This window comes from Mesorhizobium sp. M7A.F.Ca.MR.176.00.0.0, from assembly GCF_004023165.1.
Lineage (GTDB): Bacteria > Pseudomonadota > Alphaproteobacteria > Rhizobiales > Rhizobiaceae > Mesorhizobium.
Genome location: NZ_RZTC01000172.1, coordinates 1 through 4,616, shown reverse-complemented (window position 1 = coordinate 4,616; position 4,616 = coordinate 1). Strand labels below are relative to the sequence as shown.

Below are 4,616 nucleotides of genomic sequence, written 5' to 3'. Positions count from 1 at the left end.
AAGTCAGCCCCGATTTCGGTTCGACGGCGCCCGGCAGCACATCCTTCATGATGGGAATCTGGGCCAGCGGGTCGAAGGGAGAAATGGTCGCGGCGAAGATCGCCGTGAACAGCCAGAACAGGCAGATGCCGACGCCGACGATGCCGACGCCGCTGTCGAACAGCTGGCCGTAGAGCGCCAGCTTCTTCTTGTAGGCGAAGCTCGCGCCCATGACGATGACGAGCGCGATCCAGACCGGCCAGAAGCGCGACAGCACTTCGAGAACGATGGTGAAGCCACTGATGTATTGAACCGGCATCCGCTTCGCTCCCTACTGAACTCTGATACGCGGATTGAGAAATGCGTAGCCGACATCGGAAATGAGCTGCGTGATCAGGACGATGAACACCGAGACCAGCGAGCAGCCGAGCAAAAGGTCGATGTCGTTGTTGCCGGCCGCCTCGACCAGCGTGTAGCCGAAGCCCTGGTAACGGAACATCACCTCGACGATGACGACGCCGGTGAGCAGCCATGGGAACTGCAGCATGATGACGGTGAACGGTGCGATCAGCGCGTTGCGCAAGGCATGTTTGACCACGACGCTGCCGAAGGAAAGACCCTTCAGCCTGGCAGTGCGGATATATTGCTGCGTCATCACTTCGACCATCGATGCGCGGGTCATCCTCGCAATATAGCCGATGCCGTAGATCGCCAGCGTCATCACCGGCAAAGTGAAATTGTAGAAGGTGATGCCCTGGCTGGCCGAAGCCGCCGAGCCGTTCAGCCAGCCTAGCCATGAGGCGAAGATGACGGTGAAGATAACGCCCGACACATATTCAGGCGTCGCCGTCGAGGCGATCGACGCCACGGAGAGCACCCGGTCGGTTCGCGACCCCTCGCGCATGCCGGCCAGAATGCCGATCAGCAGCGAGATCGGCACCATCACCACCAGCACCCAGAACATCAGGATGCCGGTAGCGCCGAGTGCCGGAAACAGCTTTGAGGCGACGGTCGCCTTGAACTTGGTCGAGCAGCCGAAATCGCCCTGGAAAACGCCGGCGAAGGTCGGCACGAGCGGATCGTTGCAGAAGGAGAAACGCTGCGCCGGCTTGCCGGTCGCCGGGTCTGTAACAGGTTGCTTGGGCACCACACCCAGCCACTGCCCATAGCGGACGAAGAAGTTCTGCCGGTAGCCATGGTTGACCAGCCAGCTCTCGAGCTGCTCGGCCGACGTATGCATTTCGGTCTGGCTGATCGCCAGCTTCTTCAGATTGGGTTCGAGGTTGATCAGGAAGAAGACGACCATGGTCAGGCACAGCATCGTCAATGCCATGGTGCCAAGACGCCTGATAACGAAGGAAAGCATGGCGGCCCCCTGCCGATGGGTTGGGGTTTGAGCCGGCTATGAAAGCCAACCCTGCCGTAACCGGCGGGGCTGGCTGTCAAACAGGCCTTCGGATGCGATCAACCCTGTTTTTGTTGCATGGCCTTGCCCGCGAGTCCGCAACTTTTTTGAGAAAGTGCGGACCAGCAGGGACGGACGATGCGAAGAGCGAGGAAGGGAGCGATCCCCTTCCCCCATGTCGATGCGATCAAGCCTGCTCGAGCCAGACCTTGCCGTAGTCGCGTTCGAAGGTCGGGTGCATCTTGTAGTTCTGCACCGCCTTGACCGAGTGGCTGTAGAGCTTGCGCCAGTACGGCTGGATCATGATGCCGGAATCCTGCAGGATCTGCTCGATGTCCTTCATCATTTCCTTGCGCTTGGCGGCGTCGGCAACGGCGAGCGCCGCATTGAGCTTGGCGTCCCAGTCCGGATTCGACCAGCCGGCCTCGTTCCAGGCCTCGCCGGTGCGATAGGCGATGGCCAGAACCTGGACGCCGAGCGGGCGCATGTTCCAGTTGGTCATCGACAGCGGATACTTCGTCCAGTCGTTCCAGAACGTCGAACCCGGCAGAACGGTGCGCTTCACCTTGATGCCGGCGTCGCGCAGCTGGGCGGCGATCGCATCGCCGGTATTCTTGTGCCAGTCTTCATCGACGGTGATCAGCTCGTGTTCGAAGTCGGCCTGGCCGGCTTCCGCCATCAGCGCCTTTGCCTTGGCCGGATCACGGGCAACCTTGGGCAGCTCGTAATATTCCGGATGGATCGAGCAGACATGGTGGTTTTCGGCGACCGAACCGGCATTGCCGTAGCCGAGCTGCAAGACGACATTGTTGTCGACCGCAAGCTGCAGCGCGTTGCGCACCTTCTGGTCGCCATAGGGCTTGTTGTTGACGTTGGTGCGGCAGACGATGGTCGACGCGGTGACGATTTCCGACTTCACCAGGTCCATGCCGTCGAGGATCGACACGTAGTCGGCCGAAGTCTCGAAATTGGTGTGCACTTCGCCGGCTTCGAAAGCGCTGACCATGGCCGCCGGATCGGTGCCGTAGTCGATGAATTCCAGGCCGTCGAGGAACACTTCGCCGTCCCACCACTTGTCGTCGGTGCGGCGCTTGTAGACCACCTTCTGACCGACATCGTAGGAGACGAGTTCGAACGGACCGGTGCCGATCGGGCAGGCCTTGAAGTCGCCGCCCTTCTCATCGAAGGTCTTGTGGACGATGAGGCCGGGATAGTCGCACATGTTCGGAATCAGCGCGATGTCCGGCTTGGTGAGCTTCAGCACGACCGTGTGGTCGTCCGGCATGGTCACGGCGCTTTCGTCGAGCTTGTCGTCCTTGACCAGCGAGCCAAGACGGCCTGGCATGGAATTGCCTTCGGCTTTCTTGTCGGCCCAACGCTTCAGGTTGAAGACGACGTCGGCGGAGGTGAAGGCATCGCCATTCGACCAGGTGACGCCCTTGCGCACATGCAGCGTGTACTGCGTGGCATCGTCGTTGACGTCCCAGCTTTCCAGCAGATAAGGTCGGAACGTGTATTCGGACGTGTACTTGACCAACGGCTCGAGCGCCTGGCGCTCGGCATTGGCGATTTCCGACCAGTCGGCCTTGCGCGGGTCCTTGGGATCCTTAATCCACTGGGCGATCTTCAGCGTGCCGCCCTTCTTGCCCTTTACCTCTTCGGCCTTCGCCGGCGTCGGATCGGCGAGGCCGAGCAAGCCGTAAGCCATTGCCGTCGATGCACCGAAGACGCTGGCCATGGCCAGGAATTCGCGGCGATCCACCTTGCCTGCCTTGGCTTCTTCGGCCATGGCCAGGATGTGATCCGGAACGCGATCGCCATTACTCTTATAAATTGTCATGACTTAACTCCCATTGTTGGCTTTCCGCCTTTTAACATTCCGCATCCAGGCCATGATGTCAAAGACGGCGTGGATTGAGAACATGTTAGGGAATGTGCAACTTTGAAAGGGGAGCGGTTCGCGTGATAACGACAGTCTTGGCGCAAATTTGCTACTGTCCGACGGATTCTTCTGGAATCTCGGTAGTCGATTAAACTGAGACATTTACTCCAGCCCGGACAGCGCCAGAATCGATCCATCATGAGGCCAAAAGTCCTGCCGAACTATCAGTATTCCTTCTCGTAGAAGATGCCGCCCTTGGCTTCGCCGGCATCGTTGGCCTCGCCGCGCAGCTTGACGCCGCGTCCGACATTGAGGTCGATCGTAGCCTTGCCCGAGCCCGGCTTGTCGCCTTTCTGGATCGTGACATAGGTGCGGTCGTTGAGGTATTTGCCCGCCGAAACCGCCGTGCCGCCCTGGTCGTCGGTGGTGACGTCGAGGTCGTCGACACCAATGGCGCTGCGCAGGTTTTCCAGCAGCGACGTCGAGCCGCCGACGCCGGCCAGTTGCCCGGCGGCCTCGGCCAACTGGGCGATCTGCAGCGGCGACAGGTTCGACATCGAGCGCCCGAAGATCAATTGCGCCAGCACCTCGTCCTCGGGCAGCGCCGGCACCGAGGAGAAGGTGAACTTCGGATTGGTCGCCTCGCCCGACACCACGATGGTGACGGTGGCGCCGGTCGTCGTCGTAGTCGCCGTCAAATTGAGATAGGGCACCAGCGAGCCGGAAAATCCGACCGTGCCTTCGGTGAAGGTCAGCCGCTTGCCGAGAATCGACAGCCGTCCGCGCTGCAGGGTGAAGGTGCCGACCGCTTGCGGCGACGAGGCCGGGCCGGTCAGCTTCAGCGAGCCGCCAAGTTCGGCATCGACGCCCCTGCCCTGGATGAAGATCTGGTTCGGCGCGTTGACCGTGACATCGAGCGCAAGGCCGCTACCGCCGCCCTTGCCGCTGGTCGTCGGCGGCCGCAGCGCCTTGTCCTGCGCCTTTACCGCACCTGGCGCGTTCTTGTGCTTGACGTCGAGCGCCGCCAGCGAGCCCGGCAATTTGTCCGGAACAGTGATCACCGTCTTGGCGAGATTGACGGTGCCGGCAATGACCGGTGCGGAGGTCAGCGGTCCCTTGATCGTAAGGTCGCCGCCGAGATTGGCGGTCACCACCCTTCCGTCCGTATAGCGGCCGTCGACCAGCTTGATCGACAAATCGGCCGGAAAACCCTGCGCCGGGTTGATGCCGACCGTGCCGCTGGCCGACAGGCTGCCGCGCGTCGACAGCGTTCCGGTCAACCGGTTGATCCTGGCGACGCCGCCGGCAATCGAGACATCGGCGGCGAGATCGTTGACGGCGAGGCCGGAG

The 4,616-nt window shown here is 61.4% G+C and carries 3 protein-coding genes and 1 pseudogene; all 4 read right to left on the bottom strand.

Translation table 11 applies throughout. The annotated features are described in order from the left end of the window. A pseudogene (locus EOB59_RS36980) lies at positions 1–253 on the bottom strand (ABC transporter permease); the annotation flags it as partial. Between the two features lie 57 nt (positions 254–310). Continuing rightward, entirely contained in the window at positions 311–1,345 is a 1,035-nt protein-coding gene (locus EOB59_RS32315) for an ABC transporter permease (RefSeq protein WP_027035014.1), read from the bottom strand. Positions 1,346–1,571: 226 nt separating this feature from the next. Next, positions 1,572–3,224 carry an ABC transporter substrate-binding protein gene (locus tag EOB59_RS32310; RefSeq protein ID WP_127331805.1) on the bottom strand — a complete coding sequence of 551 codons (1,653 nt, stop codon included), beginning with the start codon at positions 3,222–3,224 and terminating at the stop codon, positions 1,572–1,574. A 266-nt stretch (positions 3,225–3,490) separates the two neighbouring features. Beyond that, on the bottom strand, positions 3,491–4,616 hold a 1,126-nt coding region (locus EOB59_RS32305), incomplete at its 5' end, for a translocation/assembly module TamB domain-containing protein (protein WP_206533187.1).

Coding starts and splice junctions, on each gene's coding strand:
- EOB59_RS32315 (WP_027035014.1), bottom strand. CDS start 1,345: ATGCTTTCCTTCGTTATCAGGCGTCTTGGCACCATGGCATTGACGATG.
- EOB59_RS32310 (WP_127331805.1), bottom strand. CDS start 3,224: ATGACAATTTATAAGAGTAATGGCGATCGCGTTCCGGATCACATCCTG.